General features: G+C 67.4%; 25 protein-coding genes. 4 read left to right on the forward strand and 21 right to left on the reverse strand.

Annotated features, from left to right (window positions below):
* Nucleotides 1-9: 9 nt before the first annotated feature.
* The 14 genes from lepA to ASD34_RS01545 form a co-directional block, all read right to left on the reverse strand.
* Complete coding sequence (lepA, locus tag ASD34_RS01480; protein ID WP_056572087.1) at nucleotides 10-1821, reverse strand: translation elongation factor 4; 1812 nt, start codon at nucleotides 1819-1821, stop codon at nucleotides 10-12.
* 522 nt (nucleotides 1822-2343) lie between these two features.
* Nucleotides 2344-3822, reverse strand: a complete 1479-nt coding sequence (locus ASD34_RS01485; protein ID WP_056572089.1) for a DegQ family serine endoprotease — start codon at nucleotides 3820-3822, stop codon at nucleotides 2344-2346.
* 108 nt (nucleotides 3823-3930) lie between these two features.
* The gene (locus ASD34_RS01490; protein ID WP_056572091.1) at nucleotides 3931-5010 is read right to left on the reverse strand and encodes a MucB/RseB C-terminal domain-containing protein; all 1080 of its coding nucleotides are present in this window, start codon (nucleotides 5008-5010) and stop codon (nucleotides 3931-3933) included.
* 23 nt (nucleotides 5011-5033) lie between these two features.
* Complete coding sequence (locus ASD34_RS01495) at nucleotides 5034-5702, reverse strand: sigma-E factor negative regulatory protein (protein ID WP_056572093.1); 669 nt, start codon at nucleotides 5700-5702, stop codon at nucleotides 5034-5036.
* Between the two features lie 17 nt (nucleotides 5703-5719).
* On the reverse strand, nucleotides 5720-6394 hold the full coding sequence (gene rpoE / locus ASD34_RS01500) for an RNA polymerase sigma factor RpoE (RefSeq protein WP_235509933.1): 675 nt from the start codon (nucleotides 6392-6394) through the stop codon (nucleotides 5720-5722).
* A gap of 9 nt (nucleotides 6395-6403) precedes the next feature.
* The gene (locus tag ASD34_RS01505; RefSeq protein WP_235509934.1) at nucleotides 6404-6868 is read right to left on the reverse strand and encodes a hypothetical protein; all 465 of its coding nucleotides are present in this window, start codon (nucleotides 6866-6868) and stop codon (nucleotides 6404-6406) included.
* A 31-nt stretch (nucleotides 6869-6899) separates the two neighbouring features.
* Complete coding sequence (gene fabF / locus ASD34_RS01510) at nucleotides 6900-8144, reverse strand: beta-ketoacyl-ACP synthase II (RefSeq protein WP_056572097.1); 1245 nt, start codon at nucleotides 8142-8144, stop codon at nucleotides 6900-6902.
* 96 nt (nucleotides 8145-8240) lie between these two features.
* Entirely contained in the window at nucleotides 8241-8480 is a 240-nt protein-coding gene (gene acpP, locus ASD34_RS01515) for an acyl carrier protein (RefSeq protein ID WP_007830471.1), read from the reverse strand.
* 100 nt (nucleotides 8481-8580) lie between these two features.
* Nucleotides 8581-9324: a 3-oxoacyl-ACP reductase FabG gene (gene fabG, locus ASD34_RS01520; protein WP_056572099.1), complete on the reverse strand. Its 744-nt coding sequence runs from the start codon at nucleotides 9322-9324 to the stop codon at nucleotides 8581-8583.
* Nucleotides 9325-9356: 32 nt separating this feature from the next.
* A complete protein-coding gene (gene fabD, locus ASD34_RS01525) occupies nucleotides 9357-10310 on the reverse strand; it encodes an ACP S-malonyltransferase (RefSeq protein ID WP_056572102.1) in 954 nt (317 codons plus the stop codon).
* Nucleotides 10311-10361: 51 nt separating this feature from the next.
* Complete coding sequence (locus tag ASD34_RS01530; protein WP_056572105.1) at nucleotides 10362-11339, reverse strand: beta-ketoacyl-ACP synthase III; 978 nt, start codon at nucleotides 11337-11339, stop codon at nucleotides 10362-10364.
* Nucleotides 11339-12436 carry a phosphate acyltransferase PlsX gene (plsX, locus tag ASD34_RS01535; RefSeq protein WP_082548458.1) on the reverse strand — a complete coding sequence of 366 codons (1098 nt, stop codon included), beginning with the start codon at nucleotides 12434-12436 and terminating at the stop codon, nucleotides 11339-11341. The genes ASD34_RS01530 and plsX overlap by 1 nt, the downstream gene beginning before the upstream one ends.
* A 61-nt stretch (nucleotides 12437-12497) precedes the next feature.
* Complete coding sequence (rpmF, locus tag ASD34_RS01540; RefSeq protein ID WP_007830466.1) at nucleotides 12498-12680, reverse strand: 50S ribosomal protein L32; 183 nt, start codon at nucleotides 12678-12680, stop codon at nucleotides 12498-12500.
* Between the two features lie 173 nt (nucleotides 12681-12853).
* The gene (locus ASD34_RS01545) at nucleotides 12854-13411 is read right to left on the reverse strand and encodes a YceD family protein (protein WP_056572106.1); all 558 of its coding nucleotides are present in this window, start codon (nucleotides 13409-13411) and stop codon (nucleotides 12854-12856) included.
* A gap of 86 nt (nucleotides 13412-13497) precedes the next feature.
* On the opposite strand from ASD34_RS01545, the gene ASD34_RS01550 reads away from it, so the two are divergent.
* The 3 genes from ASD34_RS01550 to ASD34_RS01560 are packed head-to-tail and all read left to right on the forward strand — an operon-like array spanning nucleotide 13498 to nucleotide 16012.
* Nucleotides 13498-14079, forward strand: coding sequence for a Maf family protein (locus ASD34_RS01550; protein ID WP_056572108.1), 582 nt, complete (start codon nucleotides 13498-13500; stop codon nucleotides 14077-14079).
* Entirely contained in the window at nucleotides 14076-14843 is a 768-nt protein-coding gene (locus ASD34_RS01555) for an SAM-dependent methyltransferase (protein ID WP_056572110.1), read from the forward strand. Before ASD34_RS01550 ends, ASD34_RS01555 begins: the two co-directional genes overlap by 4 nt.
* 2 nt (nucleotides 14844-14845) lie before the next feature.
* Nucleotides 14846-16012 (forward strand): MFS transporter, encoded by a 1167-nt coding sequence (locus ASD34_RS01560; RefSeq protein ID WP_056572112.1) that lies wholly within the window; start codon nucleotides 14846-14848, stop codon nucleotides 16010-16012.
* A 12-nt stretch (nucleotides 16013-16024) separates the two neighbouring features.
* On the opposite strand, the gene ASD34_RS01565 is transcribed toward ASD34_RS01560, so the two are convergent.
* The 4 genes from ASD34_RS01565 to ASD34_RS01580 are packed head-to-tail and all read right to left on the reverse strand — an operon-like array spanning nucleotide 16025 to nucleotide 19222.
* Entirely contained in the window at nucleotides 16025-17065 is a 1041-nt protein-coding gene (locus ASD34_RS01565) for a S49 family peptidase (protein WP_056572114.1), read from the reverse strand.
* 1 nt (nucleotide 17066) lies between these two features.
* The gene (locus tag ASD34_RS01570; RefSeq protein WP_056572116.1) at nucleotides 17067-17435 is read right to left on the reverse strand and encodes a Rieske (2Fe-2S) protein; all 369 of its coding nucleotides are present in this window, start codon (nucleotides 17433-17435) and stop codon (nucleotides 17067-17069) included.
* 10 nt (nucleotides 17436-17445) lie between these two features.
* Entirely contained in the window at nucleotides 17446-18129 is a 684-nt protein-coding gene (locus ASD34_RS01575) for an HAD family hydrolase (protein ID WP_056572118.1), read from the reverse strand.
* Nucleotides 18122-19222 carry an RluA family pseudouridine synthase gene (locus tag ASD34_RS01580; protein ID WP_056572120.1) on the reverse strand — a complete coding sequence of 367 codons (1101 nt, stop codon included), beginning with the start codon at nucleotides 19220-19222 and terminating at the stop codon, nucleotides 18122-18124. The genes ASD34_RS01575 and ASD34_RS01580 overlap by 8 nt, the downstream gene beginning before the upstream one ends.
* A gap of 548 nt (nucleotides 19223-19770) precedes the next feature.
* Here ASD34_RS01580 and ASD34_RS01585 point away from each other — a divergent pair.
* Nucleotides 19771-22989 (forward strand): Rne/Rng family ribonuclease, encoded by a 3219-nt coding sequence (locus ASD34_RS01585; RefSeq protein ID WP_056572121.1) that lies wholly within the window; start codon nucleotides 19771-19773, stop codon nucleotides 22987-22989.
* 394 nt (nucleotides 22990-23383) lie between these two features.
* Here the strand turns inward: ASD34_RS01585 and ASD34_RS01590 are convergent, their stop codons facing one another.
* Genes ASD34_RS01590 through ASD34_RS01600 form a run of 3 tightly spaced genes read right to left on the reverse strand, consistent with a single transcriptional unit; the run spans nucleotide 23384 to nucleotide 26551 of the window.
* Nucleotides 23384-24670, reverse strand: coding sequence for a heme biosynthesis protein HemY (locus ASD34_RS01590; RefSeq protein WP_056572123.1), 1287 nt, complete (start codon nucleotides 24668-24670; stop codon nucleotides 23384-23386).
* A gap of 7 nt (nucleotides 24671-24677) precedes the next feature.
* The gene (locus ASD34_RS01595; RefSeq protein WP_056572125.1) at nucleotides 24678-25784 is read right to left on the reverse strand and encodes a uroporphyrinogen-III C-methyltransferase; all 1107 of its coding nucleotides are present in this window, start codon (nucleotides 25782-25784) and stop codon (nucleotides 24678-24680) included.
* The gene (locus ASD34_RS01600; protein ID WP_056572127.1) at nucleotides 25781-26551 is read right to left on the reverse strand and encodes a uroporphyrinogen-III synthase; all 771 of its coding nucleotides are present in this window, start codon (nucleotides 26549-26551) and stop codon (nucleotides 25781-25783) included. The genes ASD34_RS01595 and ASD34_RS01600 overlap by 4 nt, the downstream gene beginning before the upstream one ends.
* Nucleotides 26552-26561: the final 10 nt, after the last annotated feature.

Raw genomic sequence — 26561 nt, forward strand, 5'->3', positions numbered from 1 at the left:
TCGTGGTGATCAGTCTTCGACCTGCAGAATCGCGAGGAAGGCCTCTTGCGGGACTTCGACGGAACCGATCTGCTTCATTCTTTTCTTGCCCGCCTTCTGCTTCTCGAGCAGCTTCTTCTTGCGGGAGATGTCGCCGCCGTAGCACTTGGCGAGCACGTTCTTGCGAAGTGCCTTGATTGTCTCACGCGCAATGATCGTGACCCCGATGGCCGCCTGGATCGCCACGTCGTACATCTGGCGCGAAATGATCTCGCGCATCTTCGAGACCACCGCCCGGCCGCGGTACTGCGACTGGCTGCGGTGCACGATGATCGACAGCGCATCGACCTTGTCGCCGTTGAGCAGGATGTCGACCTTCACCACGTCGGAGGCGCGGTATTCCTTGAATTCGTAGTCCATGGAGGCGTAGCCGCGGCTCACCGACTTCAGCTTGTCGAAGAAGTCGAGCACGATTTCGCCGAGCGGCATCTCGTAGGTCAGCATGACCTGGCGGCCGTGGTAGGCCATGTTCAGCTGCACGCCGCGCTTCTGGTTGGCCAGCGTCATGACGGAGCCGACGTATTCCTGCGGCATGTACAGGTGCACGGTGACGATGGGCTCGCGAATTTCCGCCATCTTGCCGACGTCGGGCATCTTGGACGGGTTCTCGACCATGATGACTTCGCCGTCGTTGCGCACCACCTGGTAGACCACGCTCGGCGCGGTCGTGATCAGGTCCTGGTCGAACTCGCGCTCCAGGCGCTCCTGCACGATCTCCATGTGCAGCAGGCCCAGGAAGCCGCAGCGGAAGCCGAAGCCCAGCGCCTGGCTCACTTCGGGTTCGTAGCGCAGCGACGAATCGTTGAGCTTGAGCTTCTCGAGCGCGTCGCGCAGCGAGTCGTACTCGCTGGCTTCGGTCGGGTACAGCCCCGCGAACACCTGCGGCTGGATTTCCTTGAAGCCGGGCAGCGCCTCGGTGGCCGTGGCGGCCGCGCCGCCGGTGCCGGGCCGGATCAGCGTGACCGTGTCGCCGACCTTGGCCGCCTGCAGCTCCTTGATTCCCGCGATGATGTAGCCCACCTCGCCGGCTTCGAGCGACGCGCGCGCTTCGTTGGCGGGCGTGAAGACGCCGATGCTGTCGGCGTTGTACATGGCGCCCGAGGCCATCATCTTGATGCGCTCACCCTTCACGAGGCGACCATCGACCACGCGCACCAGCATCACGACGCCGACGTACGGGTCGAACCAGCTGTCGATGATCATCGCGCGCAGCGGGCCGTCGGGATTGCCGCGCGGCGCGGGCATGCGCGCGACGATGGTCTCGAGGATGTCGTCGATGCCGACACCGGTTTTTGCGGAGCACGGAATCGCGTCGGTCGCGTCGATGCCGATCACGTCTTCGATTTCGGTGCGCGCGTTGTCGAGGTCCGCGTTCGGCAGGTCGATCTTGTTGAGCACCGGCACCACTTCGACGCCAAGGTCGAGCGCGGTGTAGCAGTTGGCCACCGTCTGCGCTTCGACGCCTTGCGATGCGTCGACGACGAGCAATGCGCCTTCGCATGCCGACAGCGAGCGGCTCACCTCGTACGAGAAGTCGACGTGGCCCGGCGTATCGATCAGATTGAGGTTGTAGACCTGTCCATCGCGTGCCTTGTAGTGCAGCGCAGCGGTCTGTGCCTTGATGGTTATCCCACGCTCTTTTTCGATGTCCATCGAGTCGAGCACCTGCGCTTCCATCTCCCGTTCAGCGAGACCGCCGCAACGCTGGATCAAACGGTCTGCGAGCGTCGACTTGCCATGGTCGATGTGCGCAATGATCGAAAAATTTCTGATGTGATTCATCAACGGGAACGCTTAAGTACTTGAATTGGCTCGGGCGCCGAGGGGCGCGGCCAAGAAAAAAGGGCGCGTCTTCTGGAGACGCGCCCTGAACCAACAAGCAATGGCAACTGCAGTAGTTGGAACTTCATTGTAGGCAAAAAGGGAGGCACGTACATCCGGGAACAGGGTCCAAAGGGCTCGTTGCAGGTCCACAACATCAAAGATACTCACAACTTATCAACAGGATCGGTGGAGCAGTAGCTGAACAACTTGTGGGCGATCTGTGGAGCACCGGTGGACGGCTGTCTGACATCTCGCATCGTGAAGGCCTTCGCCCTCTTTATGCGCTGACTGGCCGCCAGGAGCTGTCTATTCTACCGAAATTCGTCCTTAGCCCTTTTATAAGTTAGTGATTGCAAACAAATCTTCGCGTTTTCAAGGCCCCGGATTTTTTTAGAGGCCGGCGCCGAAGCGTCGTAAACACCTCGAAAAAATGGCCCCAAACCCGACTGCCGGGTGGGGCCACTTGACGCCGACGCCGTATCAGCGTGCGGGTCGGATCAGGGCGTACTGCGCCCAGTCGCCCCGGCGGTAGAGCACGCTCAACGACTTGGCCTTGTCCGCCTTGGCGACCGCCGCCTCGAATTCGCGGGCATTCGCCACCTCGAGATTGCCCACTGCGAGGATGACGTCGCCCTCGCGCAGGCCGGCTCGCGCCGCGGCGTCGTTGGCGGCATCGACCTTCACGCCGCCCTTCAGCTTGAGTTCCTTCTTCTGCGCGTCGGTGAGATCGCTCACCGCGAGGCCGAGCGACTTGAGTGCCGCGGAAGCAGACGGCTTCGCAGCCGGCTCGTCGCGGTCGGTCGCGCGCTTGGCGGGCTTGTCCGGCTCGATTTCGGCGATGGTCACGCTCAGGTCGCGCGAGTTGCCGCGGCGGAACACGGTGAGCGTGCTCTTGGTGCCCGGCTTGGTGTTGCCCACGAGGCGCGGCAGGTCGCTCGGCTTTTCGATCGCCTTGCCGTCGAACTTGGTAATGACGTCGCCCGGCTCCACGCCGGCCTTCTCGCCCGGCGACCCGGCTTCGACGCCGCGCACCAGCGCGCCCTGCGCCTTGCCCAGACCGATGGCTTCAGCCACGTCCTTGGTGACCTGATCGATCTGCACGCCGATGCGCCCACGCGACACGCGCCCCGAGGTGCGCAGCTGCTCGCTGACGCGGATGGCCTCGTCGATCGGGATCGAGAACGAGATGCCCATGAAGCCGCCCGAGCGCGAATAGATCTGGCTGTTGATGCCCACCACTTCGCCGCGCATGTTGATCAGCGGACCGCCCGAGTTGCCGGGATTGATGGCCACGTCGGTCTGGATGAACGGCAGGTACTCGCCCGTGTCGCGCTGCTTGGCGCTCACGATGCCGGCCGTGACGGTGTTCTCCAGGCCGAAGGGCGAGCCGATCGCCATCACCCACTCGCCCACGCGCAGCTTGGAGATGTCGCCCACCTTCACCGCGGGCAGGCCCGTGGCTTCGATCTTCACCACGGCCACGTCGGTGCGCTTGTCGGCGCCGATGATCTTGGCCTTGAACTCGCGCTTGTCAGGCAGCGTGACCAGCACCTCGGAGGCGTCTTCCACCACGTGCGCGTTGGTCATGACGTAGCCGTCGCCCGTCAGGATGAAGCCCGAGCCCACGCCGCGCGGACGCTCTTCCTCCTGCTGCGGACGGTTCGGACGCGGCCCCTGGCGTGGCGTTCCCGGCAGCGGCTGGCCGAAGAAGCGACGGAAGAACTCCTGCATTTCCTCGTCCATCTCGCCGTTGCCGCCGCCGCGTTGCGCGACCTTCTCGACGGTGCGGATGTTGACCACGGACGGACCGACCTGGTCGACCAGGTCGGTGAAGTCGGGTAGCGTGCGCGTTTGCGCATGCACCGACTCGACCGGCAGGAAAGTGGCGCCGGCCGTCAGCGCCAGCGCAAAGGCCAGCAGACCGGAACGAAGCTTGTGTCCCTCGACTTTGAACATCATCGGTTGTCTTTCCAAAAGAACAGAGCTGCAAATAACGACAGAGGTTATGAGTTTCCGGCGCCGGCTTGGTTCAGCCCGAACGCCTGCACGGCGTCAGCCCATCGCCCGTCAGCGCGTGCGCGCGAGGCTCTGGGCAAAGGCATTGAGCGTCTGCTGCGGCACCTCGCCGACCGCGGTCAGCCACCAGTCGCTGGCCGGTGCGGGCAGTCGCCGGCGGATCGCGTTGGTGGCGCCGATGGTCAGCACGCCGTCGCCCGGCGTGCGCGTGGGATCGTAGCGTTCGATGAAGAGCGAGACCGTCGCCAGGCCATCGGAGAAGGTCCACTGGACGGTGGTCGCCTCGGGCTTGGACGGCTTGCCGTCGCCGGCGGGCAGCGCGGGGCGCCGGAAGAAGCTTCGGGGCTTGAATCCGGCCACGGGTGTGCGCAGCATCCAGCCTTCGTCCTGCGCGGTGCTGCGTTCGAGTTCAAGCTTCTCGATGCGGTAGCCGCTGGTGTTGGCCATCATCTGCGCCAGTGCCTGAGCCTTCACGGGCGCGTCGAGCTGCAGCTCGGAGAACGCCGACTGCTCGACCACGCGGGTGTCGCTGTCGACGGTCTGGAGTTTCACCACGAGGCCGGAGCGGCGTTCGCTCCAGATGCGGTAGCCAAAGCGCAGGCCGTCGCGCGGCACCAGTTGCACCACGTCGGCATCGAAGCCCGCGACGCGGTCCTTGCCGATGGCGCGCACGTCGTAGTAGTCGCCCACCGACGAATCGGGCTTGTCGGGCAGGTTGGGGAACAGGTCGAGGTTCTCGCGTTTTTCGACCTTCACGAGCTTTGCCTCGGGCAGGAAGGTCATCACGTTGCGGTTGCGCCGGAAGGTCGAGCGCGGCGGGCCCGACAGCGCTTCGATGCGCTCCAGCTGGTGCTCGCCGTCGCGCACATGCCAGATGCGCGCGCTCGACAGGTCGCCGCCCGGGGCCGACACCACGAAGGTGCCCACGTAGCTGCGCTGCCGCGCGCCCGCATGCATGCGCTGCAGCCACTCTGTGACGCCCATGGCCGGCGGCTCGTCGTTCTGCGCCGAGGGCACGCTCTTCGTGTTCGCCGCACCGTAGCGGGTTTGCGCGACGGCCATCTGTCCCAGGCAAAGAACAGCGAGCACGAGCACGAAGGTACGTGCGGAAATCGGCATTTGAACGGTCATTGCAGGCGGCGACGGGCGCGCAATCAGCGCGTGGGGCCCTCGAAGGTGGCGTTGCGCAGGAAACCGGACGGCATTTGCGATGCGCCGCCCGCCTGCTGGTGAGCTTCGAGCAGCTGGTCAAGGCGCGGATCGCGCAGCATGACTTGCGGATTGCCGTTGCCGACCAGCACACGGGACGGCGTCAAGGCGCCGTTGCCCGCCAACGCGCTGCCACCCGCTGCGAGAACCGAATTCGCCACGGACGGTTGCACCACGGCCAGTTGTGCGCCGCCGCTCGGCACTGCGGCGCCATTGCCGACGAGCGTCCAGCTGATGGCCGCCACGGCCATCAGCGACGCGGCGCCGGCCACCAGCTTCCAGCGGAACACAGGCTCGTTGGCCGCTTCGGCGCGTTGCCGCACAGGCATCGCGACCGGCACGGCGGCCAGCGGCGCCACGGTCACGGACGGCGCGATCACGACGGGTTCTTGTGCAAGCCGCTGCTGGAAGCGCGCCAGAAAAGCCGAGGTGTCGGTGCAGCGCGCATGCGCCGACGAGCGCAGCACGTCGCCCACCACGTGGTAGGCGTGCCAGGCGTCGCGCGAGTCGTCTTCAGCGCAGACGGATTCGATCGCACGCGCGAACGCCTCGCCCTGCAATTGGCCATCCGCGAGCGCGGACACCTGTTCCCGAACCGTCATCGTCTGATTCATGTCATTCACCTGCTGATCTACCAACGCTTGCCGGACTGGTTGTCCAGCAGCGGCTTGACCCGGGCCGAAATGGCCTCACGCGCCCGGAAAATACGCGAGCGCACCGTGCCGATCGGACAATCCATGACCTCGGCAATCTCTTCGTAACTCATCCCGTCGATCTCGCGCAACGTGACTGCCTGGCGCAACTCGGTAGGCAGTGCTTCCATGGCAGCCTCGACGGCGCTGGCGATTTCGTTCGCTGCCATGACCGATTCGGGGGTTTCATCGGTGGTTGGTTCGTTTCCGGGGCGGTAAGTTTCATCCTCGTCGTCCGAGGACGAACGCAATGCGCTTTCGGAGACGGTCGGATCGCGCTTCATGTCCACCAGCGCCTTCTTGGCGGTGTTCACCGCGATCCGGTAGAGCCAGGTGTAGAACTGCGCCTCGCCGCGGAACTGGTGCAGCGCGCGGTAGGCACGGATGAAGGTTTCCTGGGCGATGTCCTCGACCAGGTCGACATCGCGCACCATCCGCCCGATCAGCCGTTCGATGCGGCGCTGGTACTTGATGACCAGCAGCTCGAACGCCTTCTGGTCGCCCGCGACGGTGCGCTGGACCAACTGGAAGTCGACCTCACCCGGGCGCGGCGCCTGCGCCGCCCCGTCGGGCAGCACGGACTCCGGGGGCACGGGCGGCAAGGAAGTGGTCATCGAAACGGGTCAGGGCGCGTCGGCCGGAGCGGTCGCGCGCCAGGGGTCACCGGCCGGTTCGGCCGCCGGGGGCCGCGCATAGACCGCACGGCGCACGTCGCGCCAGCGTTCGGGCATGGCCCGCTGCTCGAGCCAGACCCAGCGCGCCGCACGGCCGGTTTCGGCCAGGCGGATCAGCAGCAATGACTGGAAATCGAGCGCCACGATGGCCCGTGCAGCAAGCACGCCGCGCGAAGGATCGGTACCGGTCAGCGACCAGTGCAATCCGTCGAAATGCAGCGTCGCCGCGCCGTCCCGCCGCAAGCCGAAACCTGCAGCGACACCAGAAAAGACCACGCTGAGGAGCAGCAGCAACTGGCGCCAGCCGTTGCCATCAAAAAGATAGCACGCCGCGCCAGCACAGCAAACGCCCAAGGTCCAAAGGGCCAGAAGAATCCGGGTCGCGCCGCGGGTGCGCCCCACCGGATAGGTCACCGACGGTGCGCCGTGCATGAGAGAGCGACGCTCAAGCGCGCTTGAACACCAGCGTACCGTTGGTACCGCCGAAGCCGAAATTGTTCTTGACCGCGACATCGATCTTCAGATCGCGCGCCTCGTTGGCGCAGTAGTCGAGATCGCACTCCGGATCCTGGTTGAAGATGTTGATCGTCGGGGGACTCTTCTGGTGATGCAGCGCCAGCACCGTGAACACCGATTCGATGCCGCCCGCGCCGCCCAGCAGGTGGCCGGTCATGGACTTGGTCGAATTCACGACGAGCTTCTTCGCGTGATCGCCGAAGGCGAGCTTGACCGCGTTGGTTTCGTTGAGGTCACCGATCAGCGTCGAGGTCCCGTGCGCGTTCAGGTACTGAACCTCGTCGGCGTTGACACCTGCGTTGGCCAGCGCCATCGCCATCGAACGGCGCGGGCCGTCGACGTCGGGCGCGGTCATGTGGTACGCGTCGCCGGTCATGCCGAAGCCGGAAACTTCGGCGTAGATTTTGGCGCCGCGCGCCTTGGCGTGTTCGTACTCTTCGAGCACCAGCACGCCGGAGCCCTCGCCCAGCACGAAGCCATCGCGGTCCTTGTCCCACGGGCGCGAGGCGGTGGCGGGATCGTCGTTGCGCGTGCTCAGCGCCCGAGGCGCGGTAAAGCCACCGATGCCGAGCGGAGAAATGGTCGACTCAGCACCGCCCGCGATCATGACGTCGGCGTCGCCGTACTCGATCATGCGCGCCGACGTGCCGATGGCATGCAACCCAGTGGTGCAGGCGGTCACGACAGCGATGTTCGGACCCTTGAAGCCGTACTTGATCGAGACGTGGCCCGAGATCATGTTGATGATCGACGCCGGCACGAAGAACGGCGAAATGCGGCGCGGGCCGCGGCTCGCGTATTCGCCGTGCGTTTCCTCGATCATCGGCAGACCGCCGATGCCGGAGCCGATGTTGCAGCCGATGCGCACGGCCTTTTCATAGGACAGTGCGTCGCCGGTCGGCAGTCCACTGTCCTGCACCGCCTGGATGGCGGCGGCGAGTCCCAGATGAATGAAGCGGTCCATGTGACGCGCTTCTTTCTCCGAGATGTATTGGGTGATGTCGAAACCCTTGACCTCACCGGCGAACTTGCAGGCGAAGGCGCTTGCATCGAACGCGGTGATGTTCGCAATGCCCGACTTCCCGGCCAACAGGTTGGTCCAGGATTCGGTGGCAGTGTTTCCGACAGGAGCGATGCAACCGAGTCCGGTCACGACGACGCGGCGTTTGGTCATGCCGGCAAACCTTTCTGGAAGCGCTGGACAGCTGCCGATCGGCGCGGGCGGTTGAAAAAGGAGCCGCCGGCCGTCGTTGCAGTGTCAGCTGGCCGATCAGGCCTTTTGATTCTTGGTGGCGTAGTCGACGGCGTTTTGCACCGTCGTGATCTTCTCTGCGTCTTCGTCCGGGATCTCGATGCCGAACTCGTCTTCGAGTGCCATCACGAGTTCGACCGTGTCGAGCGAGTCAGCGCCGAGGTCGGCCACGAAAGCCTTTTCGTTCGTCACTTGGGACTCTTCCACGCCGAGCTGCTCGGCGATGATTTTCTTGACACGTGCTTCGATATCGCTCATTTGATTCCCTCTAAGGGTTGTAGGTAACTGGTGGATTTTAGCCGGGCGGCCCGAGGCATTTGCCCCGCGCTCCGGTACGGAAAAAGATTGCGCCTTTCGGCTACATGTGCATGCCGCCGTTGACGTGCAGTTCCTGCCCCGTCACGTACGAGGCCTGCGGCGATGCGAGGTAGGCCACCGCATGCGCGATGTCCGCCGGCTTGCCCAGGTGGCCCAGCGGGATCTGCGAAAGCAGCGCCTGTTGCTGGGCTTCCGGCAGGCTGGCCGTCATGTCGGTTTCGATGAAGCCCGGCGCGACGCAGTTGACCGTGATGTTGCGGCTGCCGAGTTCACGGGCCAATGCACGGGTCATGCCCGACACGCCGGCCTTGGCGGCCGCGTAGTTGGCCTGGCCGGCATTGCCGGACGCGCCCACCACGCTGGTGATGCTGATGATGCGGCCGTAGCGCTGCTTCATCATCGGGCGGATCACCGCGCGCGAGAGGCGGAACACGGCCTTGAGGTTGGTGTCGAGCACCGCGTCCCAGTCGTCGTCCTTCATGCGCATGGCGAGCGTGTCGCGCGTGATGCCGGCGTTGTTGACCAGCACGTGGATCGCGCCGTAAGCCTTGACGATCTCGTCGATGAGGGCTTCGACAGCCGCGCCGTCGTTCACGTCGAGCGCACGGCCGCGCCCGTCAAACGCGCTCAGGGCCTGCGTGATCTTGGCGGCGCCGTCATCGGTGGTGCCGGTGCCCACAACCTTGAGGCCGCGTTGCGCCAGTTCGAGCGCAATGGCAGCGCCGATGCCGCGCGTTGCGCCGGTGACCAGGGCCACCTGGCCTTCGAATTTGGGAGTGCTCATAAAAGAGAAAAAGTATCGGGACCTGGCGGCGTTCAGCCGGCGAGCGATTGTCGGACGTCCGCGAGGGTGGCCGGGTCGTACACCGACGCGGCTTCCAGTTCGGGGGCGATGCGCTTCACCATGCCAGCCAGCACCTTGCCGGGACCGCACTCGATGATGGCGGTTGCACCGCGCAGTTTCAAGGCCTGAACGCTCTCAACCCAGCGCACCGGACCGGCGGCCTGGCGCACCAGAGCGTCGCGGATGCGGTCGGCATCGGTCTCGACCGCCACGTCGATGTTGTTGAGCACCGGAATCTGCGGCGCAGCCAGCGTCACACTCGCAAGCTTCTCGCGCAGGGCTTCGGCCGCTGGCTTCATCAGGCTCGAATGGAACGGCGCCGACACCGGCAGCGGCAATGCACGCTTGGCGCCGTTGGCCTTCAGCAGCTCGCAGGCCTTGTCCACCGCGGCCTTGCTGCCGGCGATCACGGTCTGCATCGGATCGTTGAAGTTCACGGCCTCGACCACTTCGGCGCTGCCGGGGCCGAACGTGGCGGTGGCTTCGGTGCAGCCGGCGACCACCTTGTCGGACACCATGCCGAGGATCGCCGCCATCGCACCGACGCCGACCGGCACGGCCTGCTGCATGGCCTGCGCGCGGAAACGCACCAGCGGCGCGGCCTGCGCGAGCGTCAGCACGCCCGAGGCCACCAGCGCCGAATACTCGCCCAGCGAATGGCCGGCGACGACGGACGGCGTGGCGCCGCCTTCAGCCAGCCAGGCACGCCAGGCAGCCACGCCAGCCACCAGCATCACGGGCTGCGTGTTCGTGGTGAGCGCCAGCTCTTCCTTGGGACCGTTCTTGATCAGCGCGCCGATGTCTTCGCCCAGCGCTTCGGAGGCTTCGCGCAGGGTTTCGGCCACGGCCGGGTGATCGCCCCAGGCGTCGAGCATGCCGACCGCCTGCGAGCCCTGACCCGGAAAGACAAAAGCAAAGAATTTCATTGTTGTTTCTTCGTCACCGCGCCGACGCCCGCTCCGGAGCGCCGCGACGCACTACAGATTCAATAGCACCGCGCCCCAGGTGAAACCACCGCCCACGCCTTCCAGCATGAGGGTCTCGCCCTTCTTCACCTTGCCCGAGCGCACGGCTTCGTCGAGCGCCAGCGGGATCGAGGCGGCCGAGGTGTTGCCGTGCTCGTGGACCGTGACGACCAGTTTCTCGCGCGGCAGCTTCAGCTTCTTGGCCGTGCCTTCCATGATGCGGATGTTGGCCTGGTGCGGAATCAGCCAGTCGATGTCGGCCTCGGTCTTGCCGGCTTTGGCCAGCGTCGCGCGCGCCGCGTCTTCGAGCACGCGAACCGCCAGCTTGAAGACGGCCTGGCCGTCCATGTGCAGCAGCGGCGTGCCGAGCACGTTGCCGCCCGACACGTGGCCGGGTACGCACAGGATGCCGACATGCTTGCCGTCGGCATGCAGGTCGCTGGCCAGGATGCCGGGCTCGTCGGAGGCCTCGAGCACCACCGCGCCCGCGCCGTCACCGAACAGCACACAGGTGGTGCGGTCGTTGAAGTCGAGGATGCGGGAGAACACTTCGGCGCCGATCACCAGCGCGCAGCGCGCGGTGCCGGTACGGATCATCGCGTCGGCCACCGTCAGTGCGTAGACGAAACCGCTGCAGACCGCCTGGACGTCGAAGGCCGGGCAGCCGGCGATGCCGAGCTTGTGCTGGAGGATCGCGGCCGACGACGGGAACACCATGTCGGGCGTCGACGTCGCGACGATGATCAGGTCGACATCGCTGGCCTTGCGGCCGGCGGCTTCCAGCGCATGCTTCGCGGCTTCGAGGCCGAGGTCGCTGCTGCTGACATCGGGCGCCGCAAAGTGGCGCGCGTGAATGCCGGTGCGCTCGACGATCCACTGATCGGAGGTTTCGATGCCGCGTGTCGCCAGTTCCTTGGCAAGGTCGTCATTGGTGACGCGGCGCGGGGGCAGGTAGCTGCCGGTGCCGGTGATGCGCGAAAAAGGGGTCATCAAGCGTGAAGGGCTGTCGCGTCGGCCGGCACCGCCGACTCCTGCCGAGCGAGCAAAGGCGCGGCGTGGGCAATGCGGGCCCGCACGCGATCGAGCAGGTTGTTGCGAGCGGCATCATAAGCGCGATCCAACGCATGACCGAAAGCCACTTCATCGGCCGAGCCATGGCTCTTGAATACCAGCCCACGCAGGCCCAGCAGCGCTGCGCCGTTGTAGCGGCGGTGATCCAGGCGACCTTTGAAGGCTTTTAGGACCGGATAGGCAACAACTGCAACCAGTTTGGTGAAGATGTTCCGCGAAAACTCGACGCGAATAAACTCGCCGATCATCGAGGCCACGCCTTCGCTGGCCTTCAGGGCCACGTTGCCAACAAATCCGTCACACACGACGATATCGGTCGTGCCTTTGAAGATGTCATTGCCTTCCACGTTGCCGTAGAAGTTCAGATCCTTGGAGTTGGCAGCCGTACGCAGCAGTTGACTCGCCTTTTTGATGGTTTCGCTGCCCTTGATGGCTTCTTCACCAATATTAAGCAGGCCGACCGAAGGCGATTCATTGCCGGTCAGCGCCGACACCAGCGCCGAGCCGAGCACCGCGAACTGGAGCAGGTCTTCCGCATCACAGTCGACATTCGCACCGAGATCGAGCACGGTGGTCGCCCCACCTTTCACATTGGGCAACTGGGGCGCAATGGCAGGACGGTCGATGCCATCGAGCGTTTTGAGCAGATAGCGTGCAATTGCCATCAACGCGCCCGTGTTGCCGGCAGATACGGCCCCCTGCGCAGTGCCATCCTTGACCTGCTGGATCGCAACGCGCATCGAAGAGTCCTTCTTCTTGCGCAGGGCGATTTCAATAGGATCGTCCATGCCGACCACTTCGCTGGCCGGCACGATGCGCGCGCGCGGATGATTGGCAAACGCCGCCAGCGCGGCCGGCGCACCGACAAGCAGCAACGACGCGTCGCTGTGCCGCTCGAGAAAAGCGCGGCAGGCCGCGAGCGTGACACGCGGCCCATGGTCACCCCCCATGCAATCCACGGCGAGCGTGATTGCGGCGGGCGCAGCAGTGAGTTCGGGAGAAAAAGGCGCAGCCATCAAAACAAAGGCCCGACGCTACAGCAAAAGTAGCTTCGGGCCTTGGCCTTGGGGTTGGAGATCAGGCTTCGGACTTGTTCTTGAGCACCTGACGACCACGGTAGAAACCGTTGGGGCTGATGTGATGGCGCAGGTGCGTTTCGCCAGTGGTCGGCTCCACGGCGATGCCGGGAACAACCAGAGCGTTGTGTGAACGATGCATGCCGCGCTTGGAAGGCGACTTTTTGTTTTGCTGGACGGCCATGATGGCTCCTGGACGGTTAGGTGGGTGACTGGATGCGGGCTCAAGCGGTGGCAATGAGGCGAAAGCTCCGGCGGCATGCATGGAATGCCACGTTCTGCCTTTGCCTTGTATGCATTGCTGCTCACGGCGGCGCGCGCGAAGCCCATGATTATAGCCCAGCCGAAGAGAAAGGGCTACTTGCCCTCTTCGGGCTTGCGCGGACGCAACGCGCCGAGCACGGCAAAGGGGTTCGGCTTGGCCTCCTCGGCCGCCTGGAAATCGTCGTCGCTCGAAGACAGGCGCACCGGCGTCGGACACACGTCGTGGACGGGCATGACGGGGATTTCCATCAGCAATTCGTCCTCGATGAGCCCGCGCAGATCGAAATCGCGGCTGATCACCAGCAGGTCTTCGTCGGATTCCTCGTCTTGCGCCTCGGCAGTGGCCTCGTCGGCCACGAAGCGGAACCAGCGGTCCACGAACAGTTCGGTGTCGACCGGCGACAGGCAGCGCTGGCACACGAGCGGCACGATGGCTTCGACGTTCAGGTGCAGCCAGGGCGCCGCCTTGCCGTCGGCGCCGGGGCGCTCCTCGCCGGTCGCTTCCCAACGGACCACGGCGTCGGTGGCCGGCGTGGCCAGTTCGGCGACGAGGCGTGCAAAGCCCGGGACTGGATCGTCGCCTTCCAGGGTGGCGGCCGCCGCGGTGAACGCGGGCACATTGAGCCTTTCGGGGGCAAATTCTCTCTTCATCCGCCCCAGTCTAGCGCGCCGGCCGGCTTCCCTGCCGAGCAACCCACCGGACGGGTCGAGTCCGGTCGCTCACGCACAATCGCTTCATGCAACGCACCGTGATCCTCGCCTCGACCTCGCGCTACCGCCGCGAACTGCTCACCCGCCTCCATCTGCCCTTCGAAGTGCACGCTCCCGACGTCGACGAGACCGCGCACGCAGGCGAAACGCCCCGTGCGCTGGCCGAGCGCCTGGCGCTGGAAAAAGCCAACGCCGTGGCCGCGCGCTTTCCCGACGCCGTGGTAATCGGCTCCGACCAGGTCGCCGACCTGGCGGGCGAAGCGCTCGGCAAGCCCGGGGACCACGCACGGGCGACCGCCCAATTGCGCCGGATGCGTGGCCAGACGCTGATCTTCCAGACCGCCGTGGCCGTCGTCTGCCATGTGACGGGCTTCGTCCAGCGCGACATCGCCCCCGTGCGCGTGGTGTTCCGCGACCTTTCCGACGCCGCCATCGAGCGCTACCTATTAGCAGAGCAGCCCTACGACTGCGCCGGCAGCGCCAAGAGCGAAGGTTTCGGCATCGCACTGCTCGACGCCATCGACAGCGACGACCCGACCGCGCTGATCGGCCTGCCCCTGATCCGCACCTGCCGGATGCTGCGCGCCGCGGGGGTCGACCTGCTGTGACCACCCCAGGCAAGCTCTACCTCGTCCCCGCGCCGCTCGATTTCGGCTGCGATCTCCAGGCACCGCTGCAGGACGCCCTGCCGATGGGCACGCTGCAGACGGCCGCCGGCATCACGCACTGGATCTGCGAGAACGCCAAATCGGCCCGCGCCTACCTGAAGCGCATCGATGCAGTCACCCCGCTGGCCGCACCGCTGCAGGCGCAGAACATCCAGGAACTGCCGCGCGAAGTGCACAAGAAAGGCGACCACGCCGGCCAGTTCGACGCCCGCCCGCTGCTGGCCGCCGCGCTCGAAGGCCACGACATCGGCCTGCTGAGCGAAGCCGGCATGCCTGCGGTGGCTGATCCCGGCTCGTCGGTGGCCCGCGCCGCACACGACCTGGGCATCACCGTCGTGCCGCTTATCGGCCCGGTCTCACTGCTGCTGGCGCTGGCCGCGAGCGGCCTGAATGGGCAGAACTTCGCCTTCGTCGGCTACCTGCCGCAGGACGGCGGCGAGCGCCAGGCGAGCATCCGCGAACTCGAGGCGCTCGCGCTCAAGACCGGCCAGACCCAGCTCTTCATCGAGACGCCGTACCGCAACGCCGCTCTGCTGCAGGCGCTGGTGCAGACGCTGCAGCACAACACCCGGCTGGCCGTCGCGCGCGGCCTGACGCTGGCGACCGCACAGGTGCGCAGCGAGACGGTGAAAGCCTGGCGCGCCGCCAAGCCGCAATCCAACACCGACGAACGCCTGCCCGCCGTGTTCGCGATCGGGCGCTGACGGTGGGGCCGGGCGTCACCACTGGCACGCGCTGGGCGTCGCGCGCCCAGTTCTTCGCGTCGGGGTTCATCTTCGCGACCTGGGGCGTGCATGTGCCGACGGTCAAGGCGCACTACGCCATCGACGAGGCGCAACTCGGGCTCGCCATGCTCGCAGCGGGCGCCGGCGCGATGGTCGGCCTGACCAGCGCCGGGCGCTGGATCGGCCGCCACGGCGCGCGCCGCATGGCCGCGCTGTGCGGCTGCATCTACGCACTGCTGATCGCCGGCCTGATCGCGATGCCAGGCTATGCCGCGCTGCTGGGCCTGCTCGCAGTGTTCGGCCTGGTCACCAGCGTGTTCGACGTGGCGATCAACACCGAGGCCGCGCAGCTCGAGTTGCGCGGCGGCCAGCCGTTGATGAGCGGCATGCACGGCATGTTCAGCCTCGGCGGCATGGTCGGCGCCGCGAGCGGCAGCGCGGCACTCGCCGCCGGCATGGCGCCGCAGACCCACCTGTGGATGGTGGCCGTGGTGATGATCGGCGTGGTCGCGATTGCGGCAACGCGCATGCTGCCCACACCGGCTGCCCCCGCCAACGGCGCGGCCGCGGCAGACCACGGCTTTCGCCTCCCGCGCGGCGTGCTCGCGGTACTCGGCGTGCTGGCCGCGCTGGGGCTGATCGCCGAGGGCGCCATCTACGACTGGAGCGTGCTCTACATGCAGCAGGAACTGGGCAGCCCGCAACAGCAGGCCGCGCTGGCCTATGCGAGCTTCTCCGCCGCGATGGCGGCTGCGCGTTTCGGTGGCGACGCGATGCGCGCCCGCTTCTCACCCACGGCCTTGCTGCGCGGCAGCGGCCTCCTTGCGGCGGGGGCGATGACGCTGGTATTGCTGACCGACCTACCCTGGCTCGCACTGCTCGGCTTTGCAGGCGTCGGCGTCGGTTTTGCGAACGTGGTGCCGATCCTGTTCGGCGCCTCGGCCCGCGTGCCGGGCGTGGCGCCTGCCAACGGCATCGCCGCCGTGTCGGCCATCGCGTACCTGGGGTTCATGGCAGGGCCCGCGGTGATCGGCCTGCTGGCGCGGGTCAGCTCGCTGACCGCCGCGCTCTATGTGGTGGTGGCCTTTGCCGCTGCGCTGGCAGCCTCGGCCCGGTTCACCGGCAGCGGCGACAGCAGCGCCGCCTGAAAAAGGCTGCGCTCAGCGCAGCGCCGGCGAAGTCTTCAGCGCGCTCACCGAGGCCGCGCCCATGGCGGCGCCGAACTTCTTGGCCAGCTTCTCGGCCACGTTGTCGCGGCGCGTGTAGTCGATGACTTCCTCGGCCTTGATCACCTCGCGTGCCACGAAGTCGACGTTGCCCAGCTGGTCGGCCAGGCCGAACTCGACGGCCTGCTCGCCGCTCCAGAAGAGGCCGCTGAACAGCCCCGGGGTGTCGAGCTTGAGGCGGTCGCCGCGGCCGGTCTTCACTACGTTGATGAACTGCGTGTGGATCTGGTTGAGCATCGACTGGGCATGCGCGCGCTGCGCGTCGTTCATCGGGCTGAACGGATCGAGGAAGCCCTTGTTCTCGCCGGCTGTCAGCAGGCGGCGCTCGACGCCGACCTTTTCCATCACGCCGGTGAAGCCGAAGCCGTCCATCAGCACGCCGATGCTGCCGACGATGCTGGCCTTGTCGACGAAGATCTTGTCGGCGGCGGCGGCGATGTAGTACGCCGCCGAGGCGCAGGTCTCTTCGACCACCGCGTAGACCGGCTTCTTGTGCTTGGCCTTCAGGCGCTTGATCTCGTCGTTGATGATGCCGGCCTGCACCGGGCTGCCGCCGGGCGAGTTGATCAGCAGCACCACGCCCTTGGCGCCCTCGTCCTCGAAGGCCGTCTTCATGGCGGCGATCACGAACTCGGCGCTGGCGTCGCCGCCGTTGGCGATCTCGCCCTTGATCTCGACGACGGCCGTGTGGGCGGTGGTCTTGGCGGTGCTGGGCGTGCTGCGCGAGAACGCGAACCAGGCCAGGAACACGAAGAAAGCCAGCCAGCCCAGGCGCACGAAGGTCTTCCAGCGGCGCGTGGCCTTCTGCTCATTCAGGGAGGCGAACGCGAGTTTTTCGAGCGTGGCGCGCTCCCACCCGGGGCGCTGCGTGGGGTCTTGGGCCATGGTGCGGGGGCTGTCTTGGGATGTCGTGAGGGGGACGGCCGGCTCCAGCGGTTCGAAACCCTGGGGTTCCCTGCGGTTCGGATCGGTCATGTCAGAAGGAAAGAGGTTGGAGGTTCCAGTCAGTATGCCAGTGCACCACGCCGTCTTCTTCGCTCAGCGCGATCTTCACGAGCCCGCCGCGGCAGGGCCCGCCCGCGCACTCACCGGTGTCGGGCTTGTAGACGGCGCCGTGGGTGGCGCACAGCAGCCACTGGCCGCTGTCGTCGAAGAAGCGGTCGGGCTGGAAGTCCATCTCCATCGCCACATGGCTGCAGCGGTTGAGGTACGCATGCGGCAGGCCCTCGAAGCGCACCGCGAAGGCGCGGCAGGTTTCGCCGCCGTGGACCACGTCGAAAGGCACGGCGTTGCCGCCCTCGACCAGGTCCGAGGCGTTGCACAGCGGAATGCGCTGGTTGCTCATGCTGCCGTCCTCAGGCGTTGTCGAGCAGCCAGGCCTGCAGCTCGGCGATCGACTGCGCCACGTACAGCGGCTTGAATTCATCGAAGGTCGACGACGCATGCGCCCCGAAGCCCACGCCCACGCTGGCGCAGCCGGCGTTCTGCGCGAGCTGCAGGTCGTGCGTGGTGTCGCCGATCATCAGCGTGCGCTCGGCCGGCACGTCGAGCTCTTCCATCAGTTCGCGCAGCATGCGCGGATGCGGCTTGCCGAAGGTTTCGTCGGCGGTGCGCGAGGCGTCGAAGCGGTCGCGCAACGCCACCGTCTTCAAGGCTTCGTTGAGGCCGCGGCGCGACTTGCCCGTGGCCACGGCCAGCTTGTGGCCGCGCGCGCGCAGCGCATCGAGCATCGGCAGCACGCCGTCGAACAGCACGAGGTCGTCCTGGTGCTGCAGGAAGTGGTAGCGGTAGCGGGCGCCGAGCTCAGGGTACTTTTCCTTGGGCACGTCGGGCGCCGCGCGCGCGAGCGCCTCAGCCAGGCCCAGGCCAATCACCCAGGCGGCATCGTCCTCGCTGGGCTTGGCGCCGCCGACATCGACCACGGCCGCCTGGATGCAGCGCACGATCAGGCGGGTGGAGTCGTAGAGCGTGCCGTCCCAGTCGAAGGCGATCAGATCGAAGCGAGGGGAACGTGCAGGGCTGGCGGAAGAATCAGTCATGGGCCGTGGGTGTGGGGTGTTGCGCCATCGCCTCGAGCGCTGCAGGCGACATCAGCGCCTGCAGTTCGGGCGGCAGCCCGGCCTGCAGCGCGATGCGCTCGCCGCTGGCCGGGTGGTTGAATTGCAGCCGCCACGCGTGCAGGAACATGCGCTTGAGGCCGAGTTTGTGAAGCGCGCGCTGACGGTCGGACTCGCCGTACTTGTCGTCGCCGGCAATCGGATGCCCGGCCGAGGCCAGATGCACGCGGATCTGGTGGGTGCGCCCGGTCTTGATGGTCACCGCCAGCAATGACAGCGGCGTGGCGTCGCTCGGCAGGCTGAGGCGGGCCAGCACGCGCACCAGCGTGATGGCGCGCATCGCGTCGGGATGGTCCTTGGCGACCACGCGCACGCGGCGTTCGCCGGCCCCGGCGCCCGAGCCATCGGGCAGCAGGTACTTGGCCAGCGGCGCGTCGAGCACCTTCTTGTTGGCGGGCCAGTCGCCTTCGACCAGCGCCAGGTAGGTCTTGCCGGTTTCGCGCTCGCGAAACTGGTCCTGCAATGCCACCAGCGCGCTGCGTTTCTTGGCGACCAGCAGGATGCCGGAGGTTTCTCGGTCGAGCCGGTGCACCAGCTCCAGGAACTTGGCGCCCGGGCGCGCGGTGCGCAATTGCTCGATCACGCCGAAGCTCACGCCGCTGCCGCCGTGCACCGCGACACCGGCCGGCTTGTCGATGGCCAGCACGGCCTCGTCTTCGAGCAACACCGGAAACTCGCGCGCCGGCGCGGGCGGCGTGGCGCCCTCTTCGGCGCGTGGCGAGATCCGCACGGGCGGAATCCGGACCAGGTCGCCGTCTTCGATGCGGGTGTCGGCCTGGGCGCGGCCCTTGTTGATGCGCACCTCGCCCGACCGGATGATCCGGTAGACATGCGTCTTCGGCACGCCTTTCAGATGGCGAAACAGGAAATTGTCGAGCCGCTGCCCTGCCGATTCGGCGTCGACGGCCAGGAAGTGGATGGCAGCGTGCGGCGAGCCGGCGTCGACTTCTGCGGGCCGATCCGCGGGATTTGGAGCCCCCGCGGGGTATTTCTTCGCACCTATAATGTTTTTCACCAGCGCGGTCGTGTAAGTGCTTGATTAGACAGAAGTTTAGAGCACTGACGACCATGCTGTGAGGTCGATGCCGCTTTGGCGTCCAGCCCGCAAACCCCGCGCAATCGCGCAAAGTGGCAGGCCAGGCACCCAAGTCAAGCCGACACCCACGAAACACCGATACGGAATACCCAGCCTGCAGCTTCCAAGCTGCAGGCGGATCGAAGCGAGTCCCTTGTTGTGTTGATGCTGCTGATTCAAATATGCCTGCGCTGGTCGACCTGGTTTCGACCAGTCGCCTCAGGCATTGAATCGCCCGCAGTGCGCGCCACCCTTGCGCAACCGGCTGTCAAAAAGGCAGCCACCCAACACCGAATCTGGCTCGCGCCCATCCACGCGCCCCCACCCCGGCTGTCTTCTTGAGCTAGCGCTCGAGAGGCCTGCTCGCGCCTGGCGCGGCAGTCACAGCATCCGGGGCCAAGCGGCAATTCCCTGGTTTCGCGGGCGTCGTCCGTGCATCGTTGGCTCGTCATGAGCCGGTAGAACGATACATAGAAGGACAACGCATCATGAAGCGGATGCTGATCAATGCCACGCAGGCCGAAGAACGCCGCCTGGCCATCGTCGACGGGCAGAAACTGCTCGACTACGAAATCGAAATCGAAGGGCGCGAACAGCGCAAGGGCAACATCTACAAGGCGGTCGTGACCCGCGTCGAGCCGTCGCTCGAAGCCTGTTTCGTCGACTACGGCGAAGACCGCCACGGCTTCCTGCCGTTCAAGGAAATCTCCAAGCAGTACTTCGCCGAAGGCGTGTCGGCCAGCCAGGCCCGCATCCAGGACGTGATCCGTGAAGGCCAGGAACTCACCGTCCAGGTCGAAAAGGAAGAACGCGGCAACAAGGGCGCCGCCCTCACCACCTTCATCTCGCTGGCCGGCCGCTACGTTGTGCTGATGCCCAACAACCCCCGGGGTGGTGGCGTGTCGCGCCGCATCGAGGGTGACGACCGCGCCGAGCTCAAGGAGGCGATGGACCAGCTCGAGTACCCGAAGGGCATGAGCATCATCGCGCGCACCGCCGGCATCGGCCGCTCGGCGCCCGAACTCCAGTGGGACCTGAACTACCTGCTCAAGCTGTGGACCGCCATCGACGGGGCGGCCAAGGGCGGCAAGGGCGCCTTCCTGATCTACCAGGAATCGTCGCTGGTCATCCGCGCCATCCGTGATTACTTCAATCACGACATCGGCGACATCCTGATCGACACCGACGACATCTACGACCAGGCGCAACAGTTCATGGCGCACGTCATGCCCGAGCATGCCGCCCGCGTGAAGCGCTACCGCGACGACGCGGCGCTGTTCAGCCGCTTCCAGATCGAGCACCAGATCGAGTCGGCCTACGCCCGCACCGTGCAGCTGCCCTCGGGTGGCGCCATCGTGATCGACCACACCGAAGCGCTGGTCTCGGTCGACGTGAACTCGGCCCGCGCCATCAAGGGCGGCGACATCGAAGAGACCGCCACCCGCACCAACCTCGAAGCTGCCGATGAAGTGGCCCGCCAGATGCGCCTGCGCGACCTGGGCGGCCTGATCGTCATCGACTTCATCGACATGGACGAGTCGAAGAACCGCCGCGAAGTCGAAAGCCGCCTGCGCGACGCGCTGCGCCAGGACCGCGCCCGCGTGCAGTTCGGCTCGATCAGCAAGTTCGGCCTGATGGAAATGAGCCGCCAGCGCCTGAAGCCGGCCCTGTCCGAAGGCTCGTCGATCCCCTGCCCCCGCTGCGGCGGCTCGGGCCACATCCGCGACACCGAATCGAGCGCGCTGCAGATCCTGCGCATCATTCAGGAAGAGTCCATGAAGGACAACACGGCCGCCGTGCATGTGCAGGTGCCCGTGGAAGTCGCCTCGTTCCTGCTGAACGAGAAGCGCCCCGAAATCGCCAAGATCGAGCTCAAGCAGCGCGTCACCGTGCTGATGGTGCCCAACAAGACGCTCGAAACGCCGAACTACAAGCTCGAGCGCCTCAAGCACGACGACCCGCGCCTCGATCACATCGAAGCCAGCTACAAGATGGCCGACGAGATCGAGGACCCGACCTCGGTCACGCGCCGTTCGCAAGAACCCACCAACAAGCAGACGCCGGTCATCAAGGGCGTGCTGCCCGACGCACCCGCGCCCGTGGTGCCGCCCAAGCCCGAAGCGGTGCGCGCTGCGCCCGCTCCCGCACCGGTGGCCCCGCCCGCGGTGGTCGCTCCGGCCCCGGCACAGACCGGCTTCATGGCCTGGATCAAGAGCTTCTTCGGCGGCGCCTCGCCGGCGCCCGCACCGGCACCGGCCCCCAGCGCCATTCCGGTCGAAGCACCGAAGCCCCGCCGCGAAGGCGGTCGCCCGGGCCGTGACGGCGAAGCGCGCGGTGCGCGCGGCGCCGACGGCGAACAGCGCCGCGGCGGACGCGGCGGCGAAGGCGGCGGCCGTTCGGGTGGACGCGACGGCGACCGCCGTGGCGGACGCGGCGGCGAGCGCCGTGAAGGCGGCGGTGGCGAACGCCGCGGCGAGGCTCGCAACAACGAGCAGCGCAACGACAGCACCAACCCGGCACGCGAGCAACGTGAGCCCCGCGAAGCACGCGCACCGCGCGATGGCGAACAACGCCGTGGCGGTCGCGGCGAGCGCCGCGAAGGTGGCGAAGGCCGCAACGCGCCGGCCGAAGCCCTGCTCGACGGCAACCTGAACCTCGACGCGCAGCAACAGCAGCCGGCACCCGGCGGCGACGAGAACGGCAATGCCGCAGCCGAACGCGCACCGCGCGCTCGCGGCGAGCGCCGTGAACGTGGCGAGCGTGGTGAACGTGGCGGCGAACGCAACGAGCGCGGTGAGCGCAACGGCGACGCGCAGCAGCAACAGCCGCGCGATGAAGCCACCGCCGGCGACGGCGAGCGCCAGCCCCGCAACGGCCGTGGCGACGAGTCGCGCGGCCCGCGCGGTGAGCGCAACGACGGCCGCCGCGAGCGCCGCAACGACGCGCCTGCCGCCAACGAAGGCGACGCACGCGTGGCCGAATCGGCTGCCGCCGGCGATGCCGAGCAAGGCAACAACGAAGGCAACGAGCAGCAAGCCCCGCGCCGCGAAGGCGAAGAGCGCCGCGGCCGTTCGCGCGACCGTTACGGCCGTGACCGCCGCGAACGCGGTCCGCGTGACGATGCCGGCAACGGTGGCAGCGAAGCCAACGGCGCGGAAGCCGCACCGGTCGCCGAAGGCGCCGTGGCTGCTGCCGAAGGCCAGGCCGAGCGCCAGCCCCAGCAGCAACTGCCGCTGGTGGCGGAAGCCGCTGCCGTGGCGGTGGTGGCCACCACTGTCGAAGTGCGCGAACCCGCACCGCAGGTGCAAGAGCAGCCGCGCTTCGAGCGCCCCGCCGCCCCCGCGCCGGCCCCCGTCGCAGCGCCCATCGTGGTCGAAGCCGCAGCCAAGCCCGCAGCAGCAGCGCCCGCCGGCAACGGCCGCGCACTGCCCAAGGTGCAGGCCTTCGAACTGCCGCTGAACGAACTCGCGCAAATCGCCGAAAGCTCGGGCCTGCAGTGGGTCAACTCGGACGCCGAACGCATCGCCCAGGCACGCACCGCGATCGCCGCCGAGCCGAAGCCGGTGCACGTGCCGCGCGAACGCCCGCCGGTGATCGTGCTGGACGAAGGTCCGCTGGTGCTGGTCGAAACTCGCCGCGACCTCGGTTCGATGGCGCTGCCGTTCGAGCAACAGCAGCAGCCGCAGGAACAGCAGCGCTCGCTCTGAGTTCACTGCTTCCTCGCAAATGAAAACGGCGCCTTCGTGGCGCCGTTTTCATTTGCTTCCGAATTCAAGCCGGCTGCGGCAGTGCCTCGACGCCGGGCAGGTCCGGCAGCTCCAGGATCAGCTGCCCGAAGCGGCAAAGCGTCTTGCCGCTCTCGCGCCAGATCAGCGAAAAGTTCACGCCCGGCAACGGCGGCAGGCCACAGCGGCCATCAACGATCTTCGTGCCCGACTTTGCCCTTCCTCTCGCGTGAGCACCGTCACTGCGGGCCCCGCAGTTTCAGCCTGCTGATCTTCGGCAACGGGAAGCCGTCGATTCAGATCGAGGGCGTGACAGCTGCCAAGGAATCCGCGCGCCCCTGATGAAACCAGGGCACACCGGGAATCCAAAAAGCAATCAGGGAGTGTTGTCGATCTGCGCCGCGCGCTTCCACGCGTCGGCCGCTTGCGCGTGGTCTTCGCGCGCCTCGGCCAACTGGGCCAGCGCGAGCCAGGCGCGCCGATAGAGGTCGGGGTCTTGCAGACCGAGTCCGGCCTGCGTGAGCAGTTGCTGGGCCTTGCCCCACAGCTGGCGCTTCATGCAGGCCATGCCGGCGAGGTACTGCAGGTTGGCGTCGCGCGGGTTGTTGCGCTGTGCGCTCTCGATGCGCGCGAGCCAGTCGGCATCGACCGAGTCGAGCCCCGCTTCGAGCGCGCGCGTGAGCTTCACGCGCAGCGCATCGCCGAGGCCGCGCGGGTTCGCCACCATGCGCTCCCAGGCGGGCAGCAGCCAACCGCGTGCCAATGCCAGATCACCGCGCAGCGCGACCATCCGCTGCGCCGCGTGGATGGCGACCTCGGGCATCTGGCGCTCGGCGGCATCGAGTTCGGACCATGCACGCAGCAGCTGCGCCGGGTCGTGTGCGCCGGTCAGCAGCTCGGTCGCGAGACCACGCACGATGCTTTGCGCCGCGGCGTCGGAGAAGGCACGGTGCTTGGCCAGCAGGCGCGCGGTGTCGAGCGCCTCGACCGTGCGGCGGTCCTGCCGCGCGGCCTTGAGCCGCAACCGCAGCGCCAGCGTGCGGCGCTGCGCGCCCTGCGGCAGTTCTTCGAGGCGTGCGAGCGCGGCCGTGGGATCGCGGTCGTCGAGCGCCCAGCGTGCGGCGCGCAATTGCACGCCTTCGCGGGTTTCCGGGCTCGCGAGCACGGTGCGGTCGGCGCTTTCGTTCAGGGCCTGCTGCAGATGGGCGTCGCGCGCCGCCTTGTCCTGCAGGGCCTGCGCGCTTTCGGCGGCCAGCAGGTGCGACAGCACGCGGACCTGCTGCGCCTGCGGCAGGTCGGCACCGAGTGCGGCCAGTGTCTTTTCCTGGGTGAGCGCGGCCTGCGCGGCCTTGCGGGCGCGCGAGAAACGGCCGGCAATCAGCTGCACCATCGCGTCGAGCAAGGCCGAGTGCAGCATGCGTTCCTTCTGCTGCAGCCGCCAATGGCGCGCCTGCGTGGGCAGCGAGAACAGCGCCGCGAGCGCGCGCAACGCCACGTGCAGCAGCACGAAGGTCAGCAGCAGGATCACGAGCACGAGGTTCAGCGAGAGATCGACCCGCCACGGCGGCCAGAACACGGTGATCGTGCCCTGGTTGTTGCCGGCGAACAGCGCCACCGCCGCGGCGACAGCGAACAGCGCGAGGAGCCAGATTGCAGCGCGCATGAACGGATCAGCGCCCGGCTGCCGCGGTGGTCAAGGCCGCGAGCGTGTCATCGATGCGCAATGGCTCGGTGCTGCGCACGAGCTGCTGCAGTTGCTGCAACTGCGTGGCGGCGGCCTGCGTGCGGCGCGAGGCCGGATCGAAATAGCGGTTGAGCGACGTGGCCACCTGGCCCAGCTCGCCGCGTGCGGCCTCCATCTGGCGCGACAGCAGCGACAGACGCGCGTTGAGCAACTTGAGCTTGAGGTTCTCGCGCAGGAAGTACGACTGCTCGGGCGCCAGCAGCACCGCCTCGGGGCTCTCGATGCGGCCGACGCGCACCAGCGAGCGGGCCTCGCCGCGCACGGTGAGCAGCAGGCGCTGCCACCAGGGCGCGTCGGCAGGAATGGGTTCGGGGCGCCAGGCGTTGACACCCGTGCCGCGCACGGCCACCGCGTTGAGCGTTGGCAGGTCGTCCACGCTACGCACCAGCTCGTCGAGCTTTTGCAGGGCTTCGGCGCTGTCGGTGCTGGCACTGCTGCGCAGGCGGTCGGCGTCGCGCTGCATGGCGCGCTGCACGGGCGCGAGCCGCGGTTGCGCAGCGCGTGCAATGCGCAGGTCGCCTGCCTTGAGCGCGGCGAGCAGCGGTTCGAGGCTGCCCGTGACCTGTGCCTGCTGCAGCGCGAGGCGCACGGCGGATTCGATGTCGATGACGAGGTTCTCGTCGCGCGAACGCGAGAGGCTTTGGATGAGTTCTTCCAGCTGCGAGCGCTGCAGCGTGACTTCGGCCACCCGGGTCTCGATGAGGGCCACGCGGGCGGCGGCGTCGCGCACCGTATCGCTGGCCTGGCGCGCCAGCGTGCGCGCTTCCATCGACTGTGCGGTGGCCTCGGCGCTCTGGCGCGCAAGCTGTTCCTTCATGCCGCTGACCTTCTGCCACAGCGCGATCGTCGACAACAACGCGATCAGCGCCACGAGAGCCACGAGGCCCATGCCGATGCGTGCCAGCAGGGTGGCTGCGGCCGCTTGTGCGGCGGGCGTCTGGTGCGGCGCCACCGTGGCGGGCACATGCGCCGTGGGGTGCGCCGTGGAGGCGGAAGGGGAAGAAAGGTCGTCGGACGGGGACGCGGCGCTCATGCAAAGGATTCTATCGACGCGATCAGTGCTTCCCGCAGGGGTGTGCAGACACGCAACGCCCCGAAACCCGCGGCCTGCGCGGCTTCGCCGATGCGTGCGTGCGTGACGATGGCGCGCGCGGCCTGCCACGAGGTGCCGGGCAGTGCCCGCTGCAGGTTGCCGATCGCTTCCGAGCTGCTGAAGAGCCAGATGCCGTGCCCCGCAGCAGCCTTGGTCGCGATGCGGCATTGCGCATCGTCGAGTGCGGGCGCGAGGCGCCGGTAGGCCACGACGGTGTCGCGCACGCCGCCGGCAGCATCGATCTCCTGGGCGAGCCATTGGCGGCCAGCGGGCTGGCCGGCCTCGTCGCCGCCTCGCACGATGAGCACGCGCACACCGGGCGCCACCTGCCCATGGGCAAGCGCCCACAGCGCCTCGGAGTCGAAGCGCGTGGCGCCGGGTGGTGGCGCGTCGATGGCGGCGGGTGGCACGCCGACACGCAGCAGCGCGCGCTCGGTGCCGGGGCCGGTGGCCCAGAAGCGGCAACCGGCGAGGGTCGAGGTGCCCCGGTGCTGGAAGAAGTGGTCGACGGCGGTGGCGCTCACGAACATCAGCGCCGCGTAGTCCGCGAGCCGCGCCCACGCGGCTCGCAGCGGTGCCACATCGAGGGCCGGCGCAATGGCGATCAGCGGCAGCGCCACGGCCTCAAGGCCGGCCGACTGGAAATCGCGAACCCACGCCGCCGCTTCGTGCGCTGGCCGCGTGACGATGACGGGCCCTGCGCTCATCGCCCAGCGC

Source organism: Variovorax sp. Root473 (assembly GCF_001426505.1).
GTDB lineage: Bacteria > Pseudomonadota > Gammaproteobacteria > Burkholderiales > Burkholderiaceae_C > Variovorax.

Coding starts and splice junctions, on each gene's coding strand:
- lepA (WP_056572087.1), bottom strand. CDS start 1,821: ATGAATCACATCAGAAATTTTTCGATCATTGCGCACATCGACCATGGC.
- ASD34_RS01485 (WP_056572089.1), bottom strand. CDS start 3,822: ATGATGTTCAAAGTCGAGGGACACAAGCTTCGTTCCGGTCTGCTGGCC.
- ASD34_RS01490 (WP_056572091.1), bottom strand. CDS start 5,010: ATGACCGTTCAAATGCCGATTTCCGCACGTACCTTCGTGCTCGTGCTC.
- ASD34_RS01495 (WP_056572093.1), bottom strand. CDS start 5,702: ATGAATCAGACGATGACGGTTCGGGAACAGGTGTCCGCGCTCGCGGAT.
- rpoE (WP_235509933.1), bottom strand. CDS start 6,394: ATGACCACTTCCTTGCCGCCCGTGCCCCCGGAGTCCGTGCTGCCCGAC.
- fabF (WP_056572097.1), bottom strand. CDS start 8,144: ATGACCAAACGCCGCGTCGTCGTGACCGGACTCGGTTGCATCGCTCCT.
- acpP (WP_007830471.1), bottom strand. CDS start 8,480: ATGAGCGATATCGAAGCACGTGTCAAGAAAATCATCGCCGAGCAGCTC.
- fabG (WP_056572099.1), bottom strand. CDS start 9,324: ATGAGCACTCCCAAATTCGAAGGCCAGGTGGCCCTGGTCACCGGCGCA.
- fabD (WP_056572102.1), bottom strand. CDS start 10,310: ATGAAATTCTTTGCTTTTGTCTTTCCGGGTCAGGGCTCGCAGGCGGTC.
- ASD34_RS01530 (WP_056572105.1), bottom strand. CDS start 11,339: ATGACCCCTTTTTCGCGCATCACCGGCACCGGCAGCTACCTGCCCCCG.
- plsX (WP_082548458.1), bottom strand. CDS start 12,436: ATGGCTGCGCCTTTTTCTCCCGAACTCACTGCTGCGCCCGCCGCAATC.
- rpmF (WP_007830466.1), bottom strand. CDS start 12,680: ATGGCCGTCCAGCAAAACAAAAAGTCGCCTTCCAAGCGCGGCATGCAT.
- ASD34_RS01545 (WP_056572106.1), bottom strand. CDS start 13,411: ATGAAGAGAGAATTTGCCCCCGAAAGGCTCAATGTGCCCGCGTTCACC.
- ASD34_RS01550 (WP_056572108.1), top strand. CDS start 13,498: ATGCAACGCACCGTGATCCTCGCCTCGACCTCGCGCTACCGCCGCGAA.
- ASD34_RS01565 (WP_056572114.1), bottom strand. CDS start 17,065: ATGACCGATCCGAACCGCAGGGAACCCCAGGGTTTCGAACCGCTGGAG.
- ASD34_RS01570 (WP_056572116.1), bottom strand. CDS start 17,435: ATGAGCAACCAGCGCATTCCGCTGTGCAACGCCTCGGACCTGGTCGAG.
- ASD34_RS01575 (WP_056572118.1), bottom strand. CDS start 18,129: ATGACTGATTCTTCCGCCAGCCCTGCACGTTCCCCTCGCTTCGATCTG.
- ASD34_RS01585 (WP_056572121.1), top strand. CDS start 19,771: ATGAAGCGGATGCTGATCAATGCCACGCAGGCCGAAGAACGCCGCCTG.
- ASD34_RS01590 (WP_056572123.1), bottom strand. CDS start 24,670: ATGCGCGCTGCAATCTGGCTCCTCGCGCTGTTCGCTGTCGCCGCGGCG.
- ASD34_RS01595 (WP_056572125.1), bottom strand. CDS start 25,784: ATGAGCGCCGCGTCCCCGTCCGACGACCTTTCTTCCCCTTCCGCCTCC.
- ASD34_RS01600 (WP_056572127.1), bottom strand. CDS start 26,551: ATGAGCGCAGGGCCCGTCATCGTCACGCGGCCAGCGCACGAAGCGGCG.